General features: G+C 68.8%; 14 protein-coding genes and 5 tRNA genes. 10 read left to right on the top strand and 9 right to left on the bottom strand.

Annotated features, from left to right (window positions below):
• Positions 1 to 6: 6 nt before the first annotated feature.
• The 7 genes from ACJQWM_RS06660 to ACJQWM_RS06630 form a co-directional block, all read right to left on the bottom strand.
• Positions 7 to 558: a phosphatase PAP2 family protein gene (locus tag ACJQWM_RS06660; protein ID WP_332707013.1), complete on the bottom strand. Its 552-nt coding sequence runs from the start codon at positions 556 to 558 to the stop codon at positions 7 to 9.
• Complete coding sequence (locus tag ACJQWM_RS06655; RefSeq protein ID WP_411306728.1) at positions 536 to 1,684, bottom strand: glycosyltransferase family 4 protein; 1,149 nt, start codon at positions 1,682 to 1,684, stop codon at positions 536 to 538. Before ACJQWM_RS06655 ends, ACJQWM_RS06660 begins: the two co-directional genes overlap by 23 nt.
• 204 nt (positions 1,685 to 1,888) lie before the next feature.
• Positions 1,889 to 3,418 carry an exopolyphosphatase gene (gene ppx / locus ACJQWM_RS06650; RefSeq protein ID WP_332707556.1) on the bottom strand — a complete coding sequence of 510 codons (1,530 nt, stop codon included), beginning with the start codon at positions 3,416 to 3,418 and terminating at the stop codon, positions 1,889 to 1,891.
• The gene (ppk1, locus tag ACJQWM_RS06645) at positions 3,415 to 5,520 is read right to left on the bottom strand and encodes a polyphosphate kinase 1 (protein WP_332707553.1); all 2,106 of its coding nucleotides are present in this window, start codon (positions 5,518 to 5,520) and stop codon (positions 3,415 to 3,417) included. Before ppk1 ends, ppx begins: the two co-directional genes overlap by 4 nt.
• On the bottom strand, positions 5,517 to 6,851 hold the full coding sequence (phoR, locus tag ACJQWM_RS06640) for a phosphate regulon sensor histidine kinase PhoR (protein WP_332707550.1): 1,335 nt from the start codon (positions 6,849 to 6,851) through the stop codon (positions 5,517 to 5,519). The genes ppk1 and phoR overlap by 4 nt, the downstream gene beginning before the upstream one ends.
• 131 nt (positions 6,852 to 6,982) lie before the next feature.
• Positions 6,983 to 7,690, bottom strand: a complete 708-nt coding sequence (phoB, locus tag ACJQWM_RS06635; protein ID WP_332707547.1) for a phosphate regulon transcriptional regulator PhoB — start codon at positions 7,688 to 7,690, stop codon at positions 6,983 to 6,985.
• A gap of 268 nt (positions 7,691 to 7,958) precedes the next feature.
• Positions 7,959 to 9,539: a M48 family metalloprotease gene (locus tag ACJQWM_RS06630; RefSeq protein ID WP_332707544.1), complete on the bottom strand. Its 1,581-nt coding sequence runs from the start codon at positions 9,537 to 9,539 to the stop codon at positions 7,959 to 7,961.
• Between the two features lie 210 nt (positions 9,540 to 9,749).
• On the opposite strand from ACJQWM_RS06630, the gene grxC reads away from it, so the two are divergent.
• From grxC to ACJQWM_RS06610, 4 genes are all read left to right on the top strand, one after another.
• On the top strand, positions 9,750 to 10,043 hold the full coding sequence (gene grxC / locus ACJQWM_RS06625; protein WP_332707539.1) for a glutaredoxin 3: 294 nt from the start codon (positions 9,750 to 9,752) through the stop codon (positions 10,041 to 10,043).
• Positions 10,040 to 10,480 carry a carboxymuconolactone decarboxylase family protein gene (locus ACJQWM_RS06620; protein WP_411306727.1) on the top strand — a complete coding sequence of 147 codons (441 nt, stop codon included), beginning with the start codon at positions 10,040 to 10,042 and terminating at the stop codon, positions 10,478 to 10,480. The genes grxC and ACJQWM_RS06620 overlap by 4 nt, the downstream gene beginning before the upstream one ends.
• A 151-nt stretch (positions 10,481 to 10,631) precedes the next feature.
• Positions 10,632 to 11,639, top strand: a complete 1,008-nt coding sequence (locus tag ACJQWM_RS06615; RefSeq protein ID WP_332707536.1) for an isocitrate dehydrogenase — start codon at positions 10,632 to 10,634, stop codon at positions 11,637 to 11,639.
• A gap of 324 nt (positions 11,640 to 11,963) precedes the next feature.
• Positions 11,964 to 13,307 (top strand): Na+/H+ antiporter NhaC family protein, encoded by a 1,344-nt coding sequence (locus tag ACJQWM_RS06610; protein ID WP_411306726.1) that lies wholly within the window; start codon positions 11,964 to 11,966, stop codon positions 13,305 to 13,307.
• 224 nt (positions 13,308 to 13,531) lie between these two features.
• On the opposite strand, the gene ACJQWM_RS06605 is transcribed toward ACJQWM_RS06610, so the two are convergent.
• A complete protein-coding gene (locus tag ACJQWM_RS06605) occupies positions 13,532 to 15,403 on the bottom strand; it encodes a hypothetical protein (protein WP_332704556.1) in 1,872 nt (623 codons plus the stop codon).
• Positions 15,404 to 15,618: 215 nt separating this feature from the next.
• On the opposite strand from ACJQWM_RS06605, the gene ACJQWM_RS06600 reads away from it, so the two are divergent.
• Positions 15,619 to 16,299 carry a helix-turn-helix transcriptional regulator gene (locus tag ACJQWM_RS06600; protein ID WP_411306725.1) on the top strand — a complete coding sequence of 227 codons (681 nt, stop codon included), beginning with the start codon at positions 15,619 to 15,621 and terminating at the stop codon, positions 16,297 to 16,299.
• Between the two features lie 65 nt (positions 16,300 to 16,364).
• Here ACJQWM_RS06600 and ACJQWM_RS06595 read toward each other — a convergent pair whose 3' ends face one another.
• Complete coding sequence (locus ACJQWM_RS06595) at positions 16,365 to 17,117, bottom strand: Bax inhibitor-1/YccA family protein (protein WP_332704550.1); 753 nt, start codon at positions 17,115 to 17,117, stop codon at positions 16,365 to 16,367.
• A 199-nt stretch (positions 17,118 to 17,316) separates the two neighbouring features.
• On the opposite strand from ACJQWM_RS06595, the gene ACJQWM_RS06590 reads away from it, so the two are divergent.
• The 5 genes from ACJQWM_RS06590 (at position 17,317) to ACJQWM_RS06570 (ending at position 18,024) form a co-directional block, all read left to right on the top strand.
• Positions 17,317 to 17,393: transfer RNA gene (locus ACJQWM_RS06590), tRNA-Pro, on the top strand.
• A gap of 46 nt (positions 17,394 to 17,439) precedes the next feature.
• Positions 17,440 to 17,513: transfer RNA gene (locus ACJQWM_RS06585), tRNA-Arg, on the top strand.
• Positions 17,514 to 17,536: 23 nt separating this feature from the next.
• Positions 17,537 to 17,613: transfer RNA gene (locus ACJQWM_RS06580), tRNA-His, on the top strand.
• 44 nt (positions 17,614 to 17,657) lie between these two features.
• Positions 17,658 to 17,733, top strand: a tRNA-Lys gene (locus ACJQWM_RS06575).
• Between the two features lie 204 nt (positions 17,734 to 17,937).
• A tRNA-Leu gene (locus ACJQWM_RS06570) sits at positions 17,938 to 18,024 on the top strand.
• Positions 18,025 to 18,083 lie beyond the last annotated feature (59 nt).

The raw sequence follows: 18,083 nt of genomic DNA, 5'->3' as shown, positions 1-18,083 counted from the left end.
TGGCGGCTAGGCTGGGTACCAGCCCGCTGGGACAAGTGACATCGATGCTGCAGCCAGCGCGGCCCCGATCGCGCTCGCCGCCACCACGTCGCTCGGGTAGTGCAGGCCGAGCACCAGCCGTGAAGCCGCCACGCACGCGGTGAACGGCACCAGCAGCCAAGCCAGTGCCGGGTAGTGCGCGATCGCCACGACGCTGAAGGCGACCGCGTGCAGGGTGTGGCCCGATGGAAAGCTGAACTCGTCCAGCGGCGCGACCCACGCGCGGATGCGGCGATCGCTCGCGAACGGGCGGGGCCGGCGGGTCCAGCGCTTGAGCAGCTTGTACAACGTCAATGCGACCACTCCGGTCGCGGCCAGGTGGGCGGAGGCGAGCAGTCCGGCCCGGCCGTCGGTGACCACCATCGCCGTCATCAGCACGTACCAGAACACGCCATCGCCGAGCCGGCTGATCGCCGCGAAGAACCGCCGCGAGCGGTCCTGCCCGCCCCAGCGGTTGGCGCGCAGGCACCAGCCCGAATCGCCATCGGCCAGTCGCTTATGCAGAGGCAGTCGATTCATGGTGTTGTCCGGAACGGGCAAGGCCTTCCAGCAGCACGTCCAGGTCGGCCGCGACCTGCTCGGGGCGCAGGCCTGCGGTCGCCGCGCGCGCAGCGCGTGACATCGCCGCACGGCCGGCCTCGTCGCCGGCGATGCGCGCGGCGGCGGCGATGAACCCCGCGTCGTCGCCGTCGGCGATCGCCGCACCGTGCAGCCCGTCGCGCAGGTGCTCGCGCGCCGCACCGTAATCGAACGCCACCGTCGGCACCCCGCTGGCCATGGCCTCCAGCGTCACGTTGCCGAAGGTCTCGCTGTGGCTCGGGAACAGGAACAGGTCGCCGCTGGCGAAATGCCGCGGCAGGTCCGCACTGCGTTGCACCCCGCAGAAGATGAAGTCCGGATGCGCCGCCTGCAGTTGCGCGCGCGCCGGTCCGTCGCCGACCCATACGAAACGCGCATCGGCACGCTCGCGCTGCAGGCGGCGGAATGCGCGCACGGCGAGATTAAGATTCTTCTCCGCGGCGATGCGGCCGACGTAGATCGCGGCGAAGCCTTGCTCGCCCACGCCCCATTGCGCGCGCAACGCCGGATCGCGCCGTGCCGGATCGAACGCGCGGGTGTCGACCGCACGCGGCAGCCGCACCGGGCGGGCAAAGCCGCTTGCCTGCAGCAACGCCAACAGTTCGCGCGTCGGCACCAGCGTCGCATCGGCGCGATTGTGGAAACGGCGCATCCAGCCCAGCGCGGCGCCGCTCAGCAACCCGAAGCCGTAGTCGCGCATGTAGTGGTCGAAGCGGGTGTGGAAACCGGTCGCGGCCGGAATGCCGAGCCGCCTGGCCGCGCGCAGTGCCGACCAGCCGAGCGGCCCTTCGGTGGCGACATACACCGCGTCCGGCCGCGAGTGCCGCCACTGCGCCGCGAGGCGCGCGGTGGCCGGCAGGCCCAGCCGCAGCCCCGGATAGCGCGGCAGCGGCATGCCGCGCACCAGCATCTCGTGGGCCCCGCCGTCGCCATCGGCCGCCTGGCGCGGTCGCACCAGGTCGACCCGGTGACCGCGTGCGCGCAGACCGAGCTCCAGCCCCTGCACGGTCAGCGCGACGCCGTTGACTTCCGGTGGATAGGTCTCGGTGACGATCGCGTAGCGCATGCGTGAGCCCCTCCGGCGTCGGCGGGCAGCTTGCGTGGATCGGATGAAACCGCAGTGTCAGTGGGATGACCCGGACGTGACATGGCGCGGTAGCACATTGGCCCGGACGATCGCGGACGCCCTTGGCCGGCTCGAGCGCGGCGATGCCGATCACGCGGGCACGGGCCATCGGCGAGCTTCGGCCGTCGCCCGGGCAGGGCGGCCCTACGCCGTCTCGATCGCCAGCGCGATGCCGAGGTCGGCGGCGTCCTCGGGCTCGCCGTGCAGGTCGGCCTTGAGCAGCGGGCGCGCGTCGAGCCAGCGCCTGGCCAGCGTCAGCCGCAGGCCGTCGCCTTCGACCTGCAGGTCCAGCTGCGGGATGGGATCGGCCTCGTGGGCGCGGTGCAGCAGCACCGCCAGGCGCAGCAGGGCGGCGCTGCGGCGGACCGGAGCGAGCAGCCGATCGGGCAGGGCATTGAACGCGGTCTGCGGGATGCGCCGGCGGTGGGTGCGGATCAGCGCGGCCAAGAACTGCTGCTGCTGGCGCGAGAAACCGGCGATGTCGGAGTGCTCGACCACGTAGGAGCCGTGCACGTGATATTGACTATGCGCGATGGTCAGGCCGAGCTCGTGCAGGCGCGCGGCACGCACCAGCATCAGGCGGTCGTCGTCGACCAGTTGCCAGGCTTGCGCGACCTGCTCGAACAGCCGCAGTGCGGTGGCCTCCACCCGCGCGGCCTGGGTGGCGTCAATGCCGTAGCGGTGCATCAGCGCCGCCACCGATGCCTCGCGCGGGTCGTTGGCGCCGCCGCGGCCGAGCATGTCGTGGAGCATGCCTTCGCGCATCGCCGCCTTGCTGACCATCATGCGTTGCAGCCCCAGCGCCTCGAAGGCTGCTTCTAGCACCAGCACGCCGCCGGCGATCACCGGCCGGCGGTCCGACGACAGCCCGGGCAGGTCGATGTCTTGGATATGCCCGGCCCGCAGCAACCGGTCTCGCACCTGCGGCAGCGCCTCGGCGGTTACCGCGCCCTTGGTCAGCTCCATCGCCGCGCAGATCTCGCCGATCGCCTTGTTGGTGCCCGAGGTGCCGATCACCTCGTCCCAGCCGAGGCTGCGGTAGGTGCCGGCGAACTGCTGGAATTCCGCGGCGATCTCGGCCACCGCCGCGTGCCAGCGCTTGCTCGACAGCTTGCCGCTGCCGAAGAACCGCCGGGTGCTGGCGACACAGCCGACCTGCAGGCTTTCGCGCTCGATCGCGTCGAAACCGGCGCCGATGATGCATTCGGTCGAACCGCCGCCGATGTCGATCACCAGGCGCAGGTGACCCTCCTTGGGCGGCTGCGCGTGGGCGACGCCGAGGTAGACCAGCCGCGCCTCCTCGCGCCCGGCGACCACTTCGATCGCATGCCCCAGCGCGCTCTCGGCCGGCATCAGGAACGCCTGCGGCGAGGCAAGCCGGCGCACGGTGTTGGTCGCCAGCGCGCGCACGCGCTGCGGCGGGATGTCGCGCACGCGCTGGCCGAACCGCGACAGGCAGTCGAGCGCGCGCAAGCGCGCATCGGCCGAGAGCCCGCCCTTGCGGTCCAGCCCCTCGGCCAGCCGCACCGGTTCGCGCAGCCGGTCGACGGTGCGCAACTGCCCGAGCAGGTAGCGCGAGACGACCATGTGGAAGCTGTTGGAACCCAGGTCGACCGCGGCCAGCAGGTCGCCGTCCTGCAGCGGCAGTGGCGCGGTGTGCAGCAGTCCGTTCATGTGCAGATCTTGGCCAGCAGCGCGGCCTGCGCCGAGTGGGGCGTGGCGTCGGCTTGCGGCACCAGGCGCAGGTACTCGCCGTCGGCCTGCAGTTCCCAGGCGTTGCAGTTGTCGGACAGGTAGTTGCCGATCGCCTCGTCGGTGATGCGCATCGCGAGGTCGGGGTCGAGGATCGGGAAGCCGACCTCGACCCGCCGCAGCAGGTTGCGCTCCAGCCAGTCGGCGCTGGCCGCGAACAGGTCGGGCTGGCCGCCGTTGGCGAACCAGTACACCCGGCTGTGTTCGAGGAAACGCCCGACGATCGAGCGCACCCGGATGTTGTCGGAAATGCCGGGCACGCCGGGTCGCAGTGTGCAGGCACCGCGCACGATCAGGTCGATCCGCACCCCGGCCTGGGAAGCGCGGTACAGCGCGCGCACCACCTGCGGCTCGTTGAGCGCGTTCATCTTGGCGACGATGCGCGCGGGTTGCCCGGCGCGCGCGGTGCGCGTCTCGCGATCGATCCGCATCAGCACGCCGGCGTGCAGCGTGAACGGGGCCTGCATCAGGCATTTCAGCTTGATCGCCGGGGCCAGCCCGGACAACTGTTGGAAGATCAGGTGCACGTCGTTGCCGATGTCGGGGTTGGCGCTGATCAGCCCGAAGTCGGTGTACACGCGCGCATTGCCGGCGTGGTAGTTGCCGGTGCCCAGGTGTACGTAGCGACGCAGTTGGCGGCCCTCCCGGCGCACGATCAGCAGCATCTTGGCGTGGGTCTTGTAGCCGACCACGCCGTAGACGACCTGCACTCCGGCCTCCTGCAGGCGGTCGGCGAAATCCAGGTTGGCCTCCTCGTCGAAGCGCGCCCGCAACTCGACCACCACCGTGACGTCCTTGCCGTTGCGCGCGGCCTGCACCAGCTGCTCCACGATCGGCGAATCCTTGCCGGCGCGGTACAGGGTCTGCTTGATCGCCAGCACGCTGGGATCCTCGGCCGCCTGGCGCAGCAGCTCCAGCACCGGCGCGAACGCGTCGAAGGGATGGTGCAGCAGCACGTCGCCCTGGCCGATGCGGTCGAACATCGCATCCACGCCCGCGATCAGCCGCGGCTGGAAGGGCGGAAACTTCAGGTCCGGACGGGCCACCAGGTCATAGACCTGGGTCACCCGGTTGAGGTTGACCGGGCCGTTGATGCGGTACACCGCGTTTTCGTTGAGGTCGAAGTTCTTCAGCAGGCTGCGCACGATCGGCTCGGGGCACTGCCCGGCGATCTCCAGCCGCACCGCGCGCAGGTAGCCGCGGCCGATGAGCTCGTCGCGCAGCGCCAGCGCGATGTTGTCCACCTCCTCCTCGTCGACCAGCAATTCGGAGTTGCGGGTCACGCGGAACTGGTACGCGCCCTTGACCTGCATGCCCGGGAACAGTTCATCGACGAAGCTCGACAGCACTGCCGACAGGAACACGAAGTCGTGCGGGCCGCCGGAGATGTGCTGGGGAATCTGGATGATGCGCGGCAGCGATCGCGGCGCGCGCACGATCGCCAGGTTGCCGTCGCGCCCGAACGCATCGCGGCCCTTCAGCACGACGACTATGTTCAGCGACTTGTTGAGGATCTTGGGGAACGGGTGCGCCGGGTCCAGCCCCAGCGGCGACAGCACCGGCATGACCTCGTCGCGGAAGTACGCGCGCAGCCAGCGCGTCTGCTTCCAGTTCCAGCTGTCGCGGGCGAGCACGCGCACGCCGGCCTCATCCAGCGCTGGGCGCAGCACGTCGTTCCAGCATTCGTACTGCGCCTCCACCAGCTCGGCGGCGCGGTCGTGGATGCGGCTCAGGACCGTCGCCGGTGCCAGTGCATCCGGGCCCGGCGTCAGTCCGAGGTCCTGCGCATGGCGCAGGGTGCCGGCGCGGATCTCGAAGAATTCGTCGAGGTTGGTGCAGGAAATGCACAGGTAGCGCAGCCGCTCCAGCAACGGCATCTGCGGGTCCTGCGCCTGGGCGAGCACGCGGAAGTTGAAGTCCAGCTGCGACAGTTCGCGGTTGAAGTACAGCGAAGGATCACGCAGCGGGTCGGACTCGCCCGCGGGTTTCGCGCTGAGCGCGGTCTCGTCGTTCTTTGCGGTCATGGCGTGGCCTCCACCGCTTCGCGTTGGCGCACCCGCTCGCCACCGAAGTGGCAGGAGAAGGTGCTGCCGCGGCCGACTTCACTGGCGATGGTGAGCCGGGCCTGGTGCAGGTTCAGCACATGCTTGACGATCGCCAGCCCCAGCCCGGTGCCGCCGCTCTCGCGCGAGCGGCTGGTGGAGACCCGATAGAAGCGTTCGGTGATGCGCGGCAGGTGGTGCGGCGGAATGCCGTAGCCGCTGTCGCTGACCGCCAGCACCACGCCCTTGCGATCGCCGGAGGCCTCGTCCCGCAGAAAGCCGATCGTGACCGTGCCGCCGGCCGGGGTGTAGCGCACCGCGTTGCTGACCAGGTTGGAGAACGCGCTGTGCAGCTCCTTGTTCGAGCCGAACAGGTCGACCTGGATACGGTCATCGAGCACGATCTCGTGGCGGCCCTGGCTGAGCGCGTTGGCCTCGCGGCGCAGCGTGTGCAGCATCGAACCCATCGAGACCGTTTCCTCGGCCGGCAGGCTGTCCTGCGACTCCAGCCGCGACAGGGTCAGCAGGTCCTCGACCAACTGGGTCATGCGCTGCGACTGGCGCTGCATCTCGGCCAGGATCGGTGCCCAGTCGGGGTGTTCGGCCGCATCGAGCATGTCGAGGTAGCCATGCACCACCGTCAGCGGCGTGCGCAGCTCGTGCGAGACGTTGGCGACGAAGTCGCGACGCATCTGCTCCAGTTGCAGCAGGCGGCTGACATCGCGCGCGACCAGCAGCCACAGGTGTTCGGAGTACGGGATCAGCCGCAGGCTCAGGGTGATGGAGGTGTCCAGCGGCGAGGGCGTCTCCAGCGGCTCGACGGTGCGCCCGCCGGCCATCCAGCGCGCCAACGGCAGCGGTTGCAGCCGCTGCACCAGCGAGGCGCCGATGTCGTGCGGGTAGCGCAGGCCGAGCAGCGGGGTGGCGGCTTCGCTGAACCACAGCACGCGCTGGCTGTCGCGGTCGACCACGATGATCGCATCGGGCAGGGCGGCCGCGGCGGCGCGGTAGGCGCGCAGCATCTCGATCAGGCGCCGCTGGCGCGCCTGGGTCTCGTGCTGGCTGCGGTGGAGCAGCCGGTCGAGCTCGTTCCAGACGCCCGTGCCGGTGGGCGCCGCCAGTCGCTGCCGTGCGGCCAGTCGCAGCAACACGCCGTGCAGCCGCCAGTGGTGCCAGGCAACCACGCCGAGTGCGGCCAGCGCCAGCATCGGCCACACCTGGCCGACAAGCTCACCAAGCAGCGCGGCGGCCGCCAGGATCAGGGCAAGCTGGCCGAGCGTACGAAACCAGACGGTGCGGGCACGGGAGGGCATGGGCCAAGTCTAAGCGCGGGCGGCAACCTGTGGGTGTAGAGCGGAGCTTGCTCCGCTGCCGCGTGCAAGGGCCAGCCGGGCAAGAGGTCGAGCAAGAGACGGCCGGGCAAGCTCGACTCTACCGCGCGCGCTCACCCCTCGACCGATGCCGAAAAGCGATACCCGGCGCCCCGCACCGTCTGCACCATGCCGTCGATCTGATAGGGCTCCAGCGTCTTGCGCAGGCGGCGGATGTGCACGTCGACCGTGCGCTCCTCGACGTACACGCTGCCGCCCCAGACATGGTCGAGCAGCTGCGTGCGCGAGTAGACGCGCTCGGGATGGGTCATGAAGAAATGCAGCAGCCGGTATTCGGTGGGGCCGATCTGCACGGGCTGCTCGTTGCCGTCGGCCTGCGCGAACACGCGATGCGCGGCGCCGTCGATGCGCAGCGAGCCGATCCGGACGCTGCCGTCTTCGTCGTCCTCGCGCGAGCGCCGCAGCACCGCGCGGATGCGCGCCAGCAGCTCGCGCGCCGAGAACGGCTTGACCACGTAATCATCGACCCCGGCCTCCAGTCCGCTGACCCGGTCGTTCTCCTCGCCGCGTGCGGTCAGCATGATGATCGGGACCTCGCGCGTGAGCGGGTCCTTGCGCCAGCGCCGGGCCAGTTCCAGGCCGCTGCTGCCCGGCAGCATCCAGTCCAGCAGGATGAGGTCGGGGACGTGGTCGGCGATCGCGTTCTGCGCTTCGCGCGCATCGCCGGCCTGGACCGGCTCGTACTCGCCCTTGCGCAGGGCGAAGGCAACCATGTCGCGGATGGCGGGTTCGTCCTCGACGATCAATATGCGTTTTTGCACGCGGTCACCGGAGCAGGTTTTTCAACGCCGCCAGTACACTACCGTTTTGTGACGTGGTGGTGACAGCGTGCTTCCGGCGCTGCAGGGTAGAGCGGTTTCGATGCAGTCCGCTTTTGTAGGCTGGGCTGCCAAGCCCAGCACCCGGAGCGTACGGAAAAAACGCTGGGCTTGGCAGGCCCAGCCTACGAATCCTGACCATTTACAGCTCGCGCAGCGAGCGACTTACAGGCCGCGCGCGGCCGACTTACCAGGCGGCGCAGCCGCCGATTCAACGTCGGCGCAGGTCTTCGTCGCGGATGCCCTGGCGGCGCAGCTCGAGCACGATCGGGGTGATCGCGGCGATGCGCGACTCGATCCGGGCGCGCGCGTAGTAGTCGACTTCCGGTCGCTTCTTCAGCGTCTTCAGCTGCACCAGCGCCTGTTCCGCGCGGCCACTGAGGAAGGCCGCCTCGGCGTGGGCCTCGCCGGCGCGCACCGGGTCGCCGGCGATGTCGCTGGCGCGGGCGAAGGTGCGGTGGAATACCGCGTCCTCCGCCGAGCGGCCCAGCAACGGGCGCAGCACCGCCTGCGCGCGTTGGCCGGCTTCGACGGTGTTGCGCTCGCCCAGCACGTCGGCGTAGGTCAGCGCGACCGCGCGGTTGTGCGGGCCCTGGCGCAGCAGGGCGTTGAAAATGGCATCGGCCGACTCGGCCTTGCCGCTGCGTGCCTCCGCCTGGCCCAGGGCGAGCTTCAGCCACAGGTGGTCCGGGCGCTCGTCCAGCAGCTCGGTCAGGTGCTTGGCCGCCGCCGCCGACTGATTGTCACGCAGCAGCGCAATCGCATGGCCGTAGCGCTGCGCCGGGCTCAGCCCGCCGGCCACGCGCAGTTGCCGGTACTCGCGGATCGCGGCCGAGGCGGTGTCGGCACTGAGCACGCGCAGCCGCTCGCGGGCGAACTCGAAATCGCCAGTGCCGCCGGCGGCCGGGGCGCTGCTCGACAAGGCGAATCCGCCGGGCAGCAGGGGGTTGTCGCTGCGGCCGACGTCGCCGAAGTAACCGGCCGGTGCGCGTGCGATCTGCTGCGATCGCGATTTGGCCTCGCCGATGCGGGTAGTCGTGACCGGGTGGGTCATCAGGTAGTCGGGGGTGTCGTAGTAGCCGGCGGCGTTGGTGCGCGAGGCGACCAGCATCTTCTCGAAGAAGTCGGCCATCGCCTGGGTGTCGTAGCGGCTGCGCGAGAGGGTCTGGATGCCGAGCCGGTCGGCCTCGTGCTCGTTGGAGCGGGTGTAGTCGATCTGGCGCTGCTGGGCCAGGCCCATCGCCGAGATGATCGCCGCCTGCGCGGCGTTGTCGCCGGAGCGCCCGCCAGCCGCCTGCGCGGCGACGATCGCACCGAGCATGCCCAGCAGGATCGGCAACTGGTCCTTCTGCGCACGCTCGACCCCGCGCAGCACGTGCAGCTGGGTGACGTGGGCGATCTCGTGCGACAGCACCGCGGCCACCTCGTCCTCGCGGTCGGCCTCGAGCACCAATCCGGCGTTGACCCCGATGTAACCGCCGAGGGTGGCGAACGCGTTGATCTGGCGCTGCCGCAGCATGAAGAAGGTGAACGGTTGGCCCGGCTGGTCGCTGTTGGCGGCCAGACGCGTGCCCAGCGTATCGAGCCAGTGGTCGATCAGCGGATCTTCAAGGATGTAGTCGTAGTGGCGCAGTTGCGCCAGGAACATCTCGCCGTATTCCTCCTGCTCGGTGGGGCTCAGCAGTGTGCCGGCCGAGGAGCCGATGTCGGGCAGCCGCGATTCCTGCGCGGGTGCACAGACGCTGGCGATGGCCAGGGTGAGGGCGGCGGTGAACAGGGCGATGCGGCGCAAGGCAAGCTCCAGGGCGGGTGGGGCGCGGTGGGAGCCGCAGGTGCGGCCACCATCTGCGGAGCGGGGTGAATCGGCGGTTAACCTTCACCCGTGGGTGAAGTCCATTATCGGCACGCCGGCTTGCCGGTTTGCGCGCGGACTGGAAATGCCGCCGTGGCGAACCCATATTCGACCACACCACACACTACAGGTTCACACCGGAGCACCGCCTTGAGCGATCCAGCCACCCCCGCAGACGACAATGCCCCCGCGATCACGATCTACAGCAGCGCAATCTGCCCCTATTGCGTGGCGGCCAAGAATTTCCTCAAGAGCAAGGGCCAGTCCTGGACCGAGGTGCGCATCGACCTGGATCCGGGCGCGCGCGAGCGCATGGTCGCCTCGACACGCCGCACCAGCGTGCCGCAGATTTTCATCGGCCAGACCCACGTCGGCGGCTACGACGACCTGATCGCGCTGCATCGCCAGGGTGGTCTGGAACCGCTGCTGGCGGGCGAAGCATGAACGGCGGTGCGTCCGGCCCCGGCGACGAGGACCGCGCCCCGGGTGAAAGCAGCGCATCGGGTGACAGCCGGGCGGCCGAGTTCAGCGCCTACCGCAAACGCATGAACGAGCGCATCCTGGCCGAGCCCAACCAGGTGGTGCGGCGCTTCTTCGCGCTCGACACGCAGACCTACCAGCCCGGCGCGCTCGACCTCAAGACCAAGGAGCTGCTTGGCCTGGTCGCCTCGATGGTGCTGCGCTGCGACGACTGCATCAGCTACCACGTGGCCCAGTGCCGGCAGGCCGGGGTCAGCCGCGAGGAGATGTTCGAGGCGTTCTCGGTCGGGCTGGTGGTCGGCGGCAGCATCGTGATCCCGCACATGCGCCGCGCGGTGGAATTCCTCGACGGGCTGGAGCAGGGCCAGGCGCAGGCGCCGACGGCGCACGAACACGGCTAGCACCGAGCCGCGTGGAGGGCGGCCTGCCGCGCGGGACCGCCTGTTACCGCCGCGGGGTCTGTGAAGTGGGGCCGCGGCGCGGCATAATTCCCCGGCTCACACACGCCGCCGTACGTCGCACTTGCGGTGGCCAACAGCTGGAAATCCCCCAATGACGCAAACCATTACGGTCATCCGTGGCGACGGAATCGGCCCCGAAATCATGGACGCCACCCTGCACGTGCTCGACGCGATGCAGCTCGGCCTGCAGTACGAAGGCGCCGACGCCGGCCTCGCCGCGCTGGAAAAACACGGCGAGCTGCTGCCGCAGGCGACCATGGACTCGATCCGCAAGAATCGCGTCGCGCTCAAGAGCCCGCTGACCACGCCGGTCGGGGAGGGGTTCTCCTCGATCAACGTCGAGCTGCGCAAGCGTTTCGACCTGTACGCCAACGTGCGTCCGGCCCGGTCGTTCGCCAACACCCGTTCGCGTTTCGGCTCGGGGGTCGACCTGATCACCGTGCGCGAGAACACCGAAGGCGCCTACAGCGCCGAAGGGCAGGCACTGTCGGAGGACGGCGAGACAGCCACCTCGATCACCCGCACCACCCGCCGCGGCTCCGAGCGCATCGTGCGCTACGCCTTCGAACTGGCCCGCAGAACCGGCCGCAAGAAGGTCACCGTGGTGCACAAGGCCAACATCCTGAAGTCGACCTCGGGCCTGTTCCTCAGGACCGCGCGCGGCGTGGCCGCGGAGTACCCCGACATCGAATGCAACGAGATGATCGTCGACAACACCTGCATGCAGCTGGTGATGCGCCCGGAGCAGTTCGACGTCATCGTGACCACCAACCTGTTCGGCGACATCATCTCCGACCTGTGCGCGGGCCTGGTCGGCGGCCTCGGGCTGGCGCCGGGTGCCAACATCGGCACCGACGCGGCGATCTTCGAAGCCGTGCACGGCAGTGCACCCGACATCGCCGGGCAGGGCATCGCCAACCCCTGCGCGTTGCTGCTCGGCGCGGTGCAGATGCTCGACCACCTCGGCCTGCCGGACAAGGCGGCGCGGCTGCGCGACGCCATTGTCGCCACGCTCGAAGCCAAGGACTCGCTGACCCCGGACCTGGGCGGCGACGGCAACACGATGGATTTCGCCAAGGCGATCGCCAGCCGGGTCTGATCCTGGCGGCCCCTCACCCGCCCGCGGGAGAAGGGCACAGCGCTCGCGCGCCGGCTTTCAGCCCCCCTCCCGCTGGCGGGAGAGGGCTGGGGTGAGGGCACGCGACACCACGGGTGCTACGCGAACGGCCAACCCGCGTGCCGTTGTGTCGTCGCAGCCCTCATCCGCCCTTCGGGCACCTTCTCCCGCCCGCGGGAGAAGGGCACTGCGCCCGCGGCACCACGGGTGTTGCGCGCGGCCGCCCCTTCGCGCATCCCGTTTCCGCACTCGACAAGCCCGGTGAAGCACCGCAGAATCCGCGTTTCTTTCCATTCGGATAAAGCGATGAATGATCCGGTGCGGCCTGCTCCGCCCGCCGCGCCGAGCGCGCTCGCCCTGACGCCGTTGCTGGTGTTCCTGGCGCTGTTCTTCGGCGCCGGCATGTACTACACGGCCCAAGGCGAGACGATGGGCTTCTACCAGTTGCGCGCGCCGGTCGCGATCCTGCCCGCGCTGGCGCTGGGGGCGTGGCTGGCGTGGCGTCGCGGGATCGCGCCGCTGGAGACATTGCTGGCCGGCATGGGCCACAGCAACATCATGCTGATGTGCCTGGTGTTCCTGCTGGCCGGTGCGTTCGCGGCGGTGTCGCGCGCGGTCGGCGCGGTGGATGCGGTGGTCGCGCTGGGCCTGGGTGCGCTGCCGCCGGCGCTGATCCTGCCGGGCCTGTTCCTGGTCGCCTGTTTCGTCGCGCTGTCCATCGGCACCTCCATGGGCACGATCGCCGCGGTGGTGCCCATCGCGCTGGGCGTGGCCGATGCGGCGGGGCTCGATGGGGCGCTGGTGCTGGGCGCGGTGGTTGGTGGGGCGATGTTCGGCGACAACCTGTCGGTGATATCCGACACCACCATCGCCACCACCCGCAGCCAGGGCTGCCGGATGCGCGACAAGTTCCGCGAGAACTTCAAGATCGCGCTGCCTGCGGCCGTGGCGACGATGGCGCTGCTGGCGGTGCTGGGCGATGCCGCCCCGGTGGTCGCGCCCGACGCGGCCTCGCCGTGGCTGGTGCTGCCCTACCTGGTGGTGCTGGCGCTGGCCCTGGTCGGGCTCAACGTGGTGCTGGTGCTTGCACTGGGCATCGCACTGGCGGCCGTCGCCGGCTTTGCGTCTGGTCCGGGCTATGACCTGGTGAGCTTCACCGGCGACATTTACCTCGGCTTCGAGAGCATGGTGGAGATCACCCTGCTGGCGCTGCTGATCGGCGGCCTGGCCGCGCTGATCCGGGCCGCGGGCGGGCTGGAGTGGCTGGCCGCGGCGATCGCCCGGTTCGCCCGGGGCCACCGCGGACGCCGCGCGGGCGAGGTCAGCATCGCCGCGCTGGCGGCCGGCGGCGATGTGCTGACCGCCAACAACACCGTCGCGATCCTGATCAGCGGCGATCTTGCCCGCGACATCGCCCAGCGCCACGACATCACCCCGCGGCGCTCGGCGAGCCTGCTGGATATCTTTTCCTGCGTGATGCAGGGGGTGCTGCCGTACGGGGCGCAGATCCTGCTGGCCGGTTCACTGGCCGGGCTGTCGCCGCTCGCGATCGCCGGCAAGGTCTATTACTGCTGGTTGCTGGCGGTGGTCGCGGTCGGCTTCATCGCGTGGCCGAGGCGCAGCGGGGCGGCGGAATCGCCGCCAGCGTAGTGCCGAGCTTGCTCGGCAGCGTGCGGGTCCGCTGGCGATTTATCGGGCAAGTTCGGAGGGTGCGGGCCCGCTAAGGCGATGTGCCGAGCAAGCTCGGCTCTACAGCCTCGGCATACAGGGCGGTCCGGGTGCACACACGCGAAACCGGCGGGGCAACGTCGCCGTTGCCCCGCCGGTGGCCTTTAGCCGCGCGATCGGTCAGTCGACCGCTCGGGCAAGCCGCTTCACGGGCTGCCGTTGCAGTTCACGCAGGGGCACAACGGGCATTCATCCGATGCGGTCTGGTACTGCAACTGGTCCTCGGCCGGGACATCGGGATTCAGCAGGGCCGGCACCGCCGAGACATTGACGATGTTCTCGAACTTGGCCAATGCCGGGTCGGTCACGCCGCCGTCGGGTCCTGCGGCGTTGAAGCACAGCTCCTCGTCGGCGTCGATCGTGCCGCTGTTGTCACTGTCACCGCCCAGCAGGATCGAGTCGTTCGCCGAGCCCTGTGGCCCAAGGCTGGTGCCGGACGGCACCAGCGAGACGGCACTCATCCGCGGGTCGTCGACTTCCAGGTCGTTGAGCTGCACATCGCCGGTGTTGGCGATCTCGATCGTGAAGCAGGCGCGTGCCAGCATCCCGTCGCTGGTATTGACCAGCCGGACCCCGTCACCCACGCAGTCCTTCTCGACCGACAGCATCGGGGAGATGGTGGCGGGGCATTCATCTCCGCTGCCCTTGACGATGTCGTAGGTGCGGATCAGGTCCGGCGGTGCGCCGGCGGAACTGCTCGAGCGAGCCTCGACCTTGTTGAGGAACGGATTGGACATCGAGTCGCATTCGACGGTGGCGTCGATGTAGCTCTTGCGGTTGATGGTCTGCGCCACCTCGACCGCGACGCCGGTGCTCAGTGCCAGGCCTCCGCTCGGGATCACCAGGGCCGGACTGGCGGGGGTGCCGCTGCCGGACGGGATGTCGACCGCAGTCAGCGCGCAGCTGTTGCCGGAGGTCCCGCCCAGCAGCGCGGTCTCGAGCAGTTGCACGTCGTTGATCGCACCGGCGCCCGGGTTGCTGATGCGGACCCGGAACTTGGTGTGGATGCTGGTGCCGTCGGGGTTGACGATCGGACTCACGTCCGGCTCGACCATGCAGGCCTTGGCCACCGCCATGTCGCACAGGCTGAAGTCGCCCAGCGCGAAGTCCTTGAGCTGGGCCGACGTCGACGCCGAGGTGCGGGTCATCGCCATGAACGAGCTGAAACACGGTGTTTCGCCTTCACCGAACACCTGGGTCATGTCGATGCCGCCTTCGAAGAAGGTCCGCTCGGGGAACTGCAGGCGCTTCTCGAAGGTGCCGCCTTCGCGATAGAAATAATCGCTCCAGGAATCCGGCACCGGTTCCACGCCGGAGTTCGATGCCGCACAGGCCAGCGGCTTGCCGCCCTCGAGGCAGAAGCGGTCGCCGACGGTGCTGCCGCCGAGGGTGGTCGATGAGCCGACAATCTCCAGCGGCTTCTGCCCGCCGATCCAGCGATACACGTTGACCTCGCCGATCGTGCCGCCCTGGACATAGTCGGAGGTGATCAGGATGTCGCCGATGGTGTGCCGGCCATTGAACGAGCCGTTCGACCCCAGGCTGACCTTGTCCTTGAAGAACCAGAACCCGGTCGCGGCATCGCCACCCGAGCCGGAGCGGTCCAGGCCGAAGTAGATGTGCAGGTGGTCGTCGGCCGGATCGATGTAGGCGGCGGCGAACGCGTGCCCGATCTCGTTCTTGATCGGGCTGACCTGGCCGGTGGTGTGTTGCCACAGGTCGAGGTCGCGCACGTCCTTGGAACCGCCGCCGGTGAAACCGGTATCGGTCTCGCCGATGCCGTCGCTCTGGAAGGTGAAGGCGATCGACTTGTTATCGAGGCTGACGCCGGAGCCAGGGCGGGCGGCGGCGATATTTTCCCAGTCGTCACCGGAGCCGCTGAAGCTGGCGTCGCCTTCGATCTCGAAAATATTGCCGTTGGAGACCGAAAGCACGGCCAGGGGGATCGCCAGCCCGGAGGCCAGCAGTGCCGCCAGGGCGCGTCTGCGCCAGAGGCGGGATTGTCCAGGTGTTTTCATCGCAGTAGTCCGGTTGCAAGGGGGGGACGTCCAAGTCGCCCCCCCGATCGGACGTGCCGCCAGAATCTTCTGTTCACGTGAGGTTTTGAATCACCCGCATGGGTGAGGTGCGGACGTACGGGTGACGCGCGGACTGGCCGCACGCGACCGCGGACGCCGTTCAGAAAATGTGGCGTGCAGGACGTCGTTCCCTGCCGGGCAGTAGGGCCAGCGCAATGGGAAAGGTGCCGATTCTGGTCATCGGGAGCGATCGCAGCTGGCGGCTGCGGATGGAGCGGGCGGTGGCCGTGCGCGGCGAGTTGTCCTGGTGCGGGGCCTGCGATGCCGATGCGGTGGCCCAGGCGCGGTGCCCGCAAGGCGCGGTGTGGCTGCTCGATGGCGACGATCCGGCAACCGGGCGATTGTGCCGTCGGCTGCATGCGCGGCAACCGACGCGTCTGCACTTCCACCGCAATCCGGACGCAACCCTGTTGCGTCGCACGGTGCAGGCCGGCGGCAGCGGTTGCCTGGATAAACTTGCGACGCCCGAGGTGGTCCTGCGCGCAGTCCGCGCAGTCAGCTCGGGGCTATTCGCGGTGGAGTCGGCTCTGCTGCTGCAAGCGTTTCTGGATGAAAGTATCCGCGTGGAGTTCAGCGCGGTCGCAGATCGTCTGCTGGTCGAAGACTGGCCGCGGTTGACCGATCGCCAGCGCGAAATCGTGCACTGCGTCGCGCGCGGGCTGAGCAACAAGCAGATCGGCCGGCTGCTGGGCATCAGCCCCGAGACGGTCAAGACCCATCTGCATCACGTGTTTTCGCGCGAAGGGATCAGTGGCCGGATGGCGCTGGCGGCGCAACACCGGACCGGCGAGATGCCCGCATTGCAGGCCTTGCCGCCAAGGCCTCCCGGGCCGTAGCCCCGCGAAGCAGCATCGGCCGCCGCCGGTGTAGCGGCGACGGCGATCAGACGGCCCGCCGGCGATCAGCGCGACTGCAGCTTCGACAGCAGGCGCAGGAACTCGATGTACAGCCACACCAGGGTGACCATCAACGCGAACCCGCCGTACCACTCCATGTACTTCGGTGCGCCCTGCGCCACGCCGGTGTCGATCAGGTCGAAGTCCAGCACCAGGTTCAGTGCCGCGATTACCACCACGAACAGGCTGAAGCCGATCCCGACCAGGCCCGACTCGTGGATCAGCGGGATCTGGATGCCGAAGAAGCTCAGCCCGATGCTGGCCAGGTAGACCAGCATGATGCCGCCGGTCGCCGCGGCCACGCCCATCTTGAACTTCTCGGTGGGCTTGATCAGGCCCGAGCGGTAGGCGAACAGCATCGCGAACAGCGTGCCGAAGGTCAGCACCACCGCCTGCATCACGATGCCGTCGTACATGTGGTTGAACATCGCCGAGATCGCGCCCAGGAACAGGCCCTCGACCAGCGCGTAGGCCGGCGCGGTGAACGGCGCCCAGTGTTTCTTGAACACGGTGACCAGCGCGATCACCAGACCGCCGATCAACCCGCCCCAGACATACGGCCCGGCGCCGACCACGCCGTCGGGGGTGCTGACCTGGGACCAGGCGAAGGTCGCCGTCACCACGGCGAGCAGCAGCAAAAAGCCGGTCTTGTTGACCGTGCCGGCCTGGGTCATCACCTGATCGCCACCGCGTACGACCGCGCCGCTGCCGGTGTCGAGGAACATGGACTCCTTCAGAGCCGGATTGCCGCTGCGCATGGTGGGACCCCTCGCTGATGATGTAGTGGCGTGATGTTGCCTGATCGCCGGCGATAATTGAACGATCCGGTCAATGCGAGGATACACGCCGGCCCTGAACGGCCATCGGGGCCGGAATGATTTCGTTGACAGCGGCGGGGGGGGGCGCCCAAAATGGCCGGCCTTTCGCGGCGCTGGCGCGCAGCGACTGGCCTGGCTCCGGGGCATAGCGCAGTCTGGTAGCGCATCTGGTTTGGGACCAGAGGGTCGGGGGTTCGAATCCCTCTGCCCCGACCATCCAGGCCCGGCCATCCAGGGCTCCGCCGGTTAAGATGCAGGCCACGCGCCCGTAGCTCAACCGGATAGAGCACCGGCCTTCTAAGCCGGTGGTTGCAGGTTCGATTCCTGCCGGGCGCGCTAGGTTTCCGTACCGATCGATGGTGGATGTAGCTCAGTTGGTTAGAGCACCGGATTGTGATTCCGGGGGTCGCGGGTTCAAATCCCGTCTTCCACCCCAGCATTCTTTGCAACAAAGTTATTTGCTACAATTTTGCGCATAGCGGGCCGTTAGCTCAGTTGGTAGAGCAGTTGACTCTTAATCAATAGGTCCAAGGTTCGAATCCTTGACGGCCCACCAGTTGAATCAAGCGCTTAGGAGCAATCCGAGGCGCTTTTTTTTGCCTCCGTAAAAGTCCTCCGTAAAAAGCGAACCGCAACCGGACCAGCGGCCTGGCATGCCGATCGCGGCTGAAGCCGCTCCTACAGGCCCGTTGCGATCTCGCGCTGGCGCGGTCGCGGCCCTAGAATGCTCCGCGGCGCACCGGACGGCTCCAGCGGCAGCGCGAAAGTGGCGGAATTGGTAGACGCCCTGGCTTTAGGTGCCAGTGAGGGTGACCTCGTGCGGGTTCGAGTCCCGCCTTTCGCACCAACCCAGGCAGAGAACCAATAGCCCGGCCGATCCAACGAGCGTTCGCGAGCGCCGTACCA

Source organism: Novilysobacter longmucuonensis (assembly GCF_046600735.1).
GTDB lineage: Bacteria > Pseudomonadota > Gammaproteobacteria > Xanthomonadales > Xanthomonadaceae > Novilysobacter_A > Novilysobacter_A longmucuonensis.
This window is presented reverse-complemented; position numbering and strand designations above follow the sequence as displayed.